The sequence below is a fragment of the Acinetobacter sp. GRABPA_MV_2 genome (assembly GCF_056725885.1).
Map to the genome: position 1 here is coordinate 1 of NZ_JBWZNA010000052.1, position 1,538 is coordinate 1,538.

Here is a 1,538-nt window from a genome sequence, read left to right on the forward strand (position 1 = left end):
GGTCGTTTACAGCAAGCAAAAGTCGCAAAACAAAGCCTTGATGAACTCATGCAGCGTCCGATTGATCAGGCTGACCGTTCGCATCTGGTACACAAAGCAGTTTTAAATGGCGACTATGAATTAAAAAATGTCTTATTCCAGTATGGCGAAGAAGACCCGAAACCAAGTTTGGCAATCCGTCATTTAAAAATTCGTGCTGGTGAAAAAATTGCCATATTGGGGCGTAACGGTGCAGGTAAATCGACACTGCTCCAGCTTCTATCTGGTATGCAAGTTCCAACTCAAGGCGCAGTGCATTTAGATGGTCTCGATCTTTCATTAATTGATCCGTCTGATGTACGTCGTGATATGGGCTTACTTAACCAGAATGCGCATCTTTTCTACGGTACGATTCGTGAAAACCTCACTTTAGGCGCGCCGCTTGCAACGGATGAAGAGATTCTTCGAGCTTTAGTGGTGACGGGCGCATTACCTTTTGTTCAAGAGAAAAAAGAAGGGCTAGATCATCTGATTTTAGAAGGTGGTGTTGGTTTCTCTGGTGGTCAGAAACAAGCATTGTTACTGGCTCGTTTGTTGATTCGTCAACCTAACATTTTATTGTTAGACGAACCGACAGCAGCAATTGATGACGTGGCAGAGAAACAACTGATTGATCATTTAAAAGGTTGGCTAGCACATCGTACTTTGGTCGTTGCGACCCACCGCCGTGCTGTTTTAGAACTGGTGGACCGTATTATTGTCGTTAACGAAGGCAAAATCGTGATGGACGGTCCAAGAGATCAGGTACTCAATCAATCAACAGCCCAACAAAAACAAGTGAGCCAAGGGGGTAATTCATGAGCGAACCACAACAAGAACAACAACTCACCCGTTCAATGAATGTCTCTTATAGTGAGCCACCCTTACCACGTGCGAGCTTAGTAATCTGGATTGTGGGCATTGGCTTAGTTATTTTCTTTATCTGGGCGTGGGTATTTAAGCTTGAAGAAGTTTCTACCGGTACAGGTAAAGTCATTCCATCATCTAAAGAGCAGGTCATCCAGTCTTTAGAAGGCGGTATTTTAACCAAGCTGAATGTACAAGAAGGCGATATTGTTCAAAAAGGCGAAATTCTTGCGCAGCTCGATCCAACCCGTTTTGCCTCTAATGTTGGTGAATCAAGATCTTTACTGATCTCTGCTCAAGCGACAGCAGCGCGTTTGCGTGCGGAAGTAAATGGCACACCTTTGGTTTTTCCTGAAATTGTGATGAAAGAACCAAAGCTGGTACAAGAAGAAACTGCATTATATCGCTCACGTCGAGCTGATCTTGAACAAACGCTTGCAGGTTTAAGACAGGCGTTACAACTTGTGCAACAAGAACTAGCAATGACAGAACCGCTGGTGGCTAAAGGTGCAGCTAGTGAGGTTGAGGTTTTACGTTTACGTCGTGAAGCAAACGACCTGCAAAACAAAATGAATGATGCGCAAAACCAGTACTATGTGAAAGCGCGTGAAGAGTTATCGAAAGCCAATACCGATAGCGAAACGCAACAACAA

1 protein-coding gene and 1 pseudogene are annotated in these 1,538 nt (G+C 44.1%); both read left to right on the plus strand.

What is annotated here, in order from left to right; genetic code table 11:
* Positions 1-840 (plus strand): ATP-binding cassette domain-containing protein (locus tag ACXM0J_RS18725; RefSeq protein WP_139841470.1); only part of this gene is annotated, 840 nt, incomplete at its 5' end.
* Positions 837-1,538, plus strand: a pseudogene (locus ACXM0J_RS18730) (secretion protein HlyD); the annotation flags it as partial. The gene ACXM0J_RS18725 and the pseudogene ACXM0J_RS18730, both read left to right, overlap by 4 nt.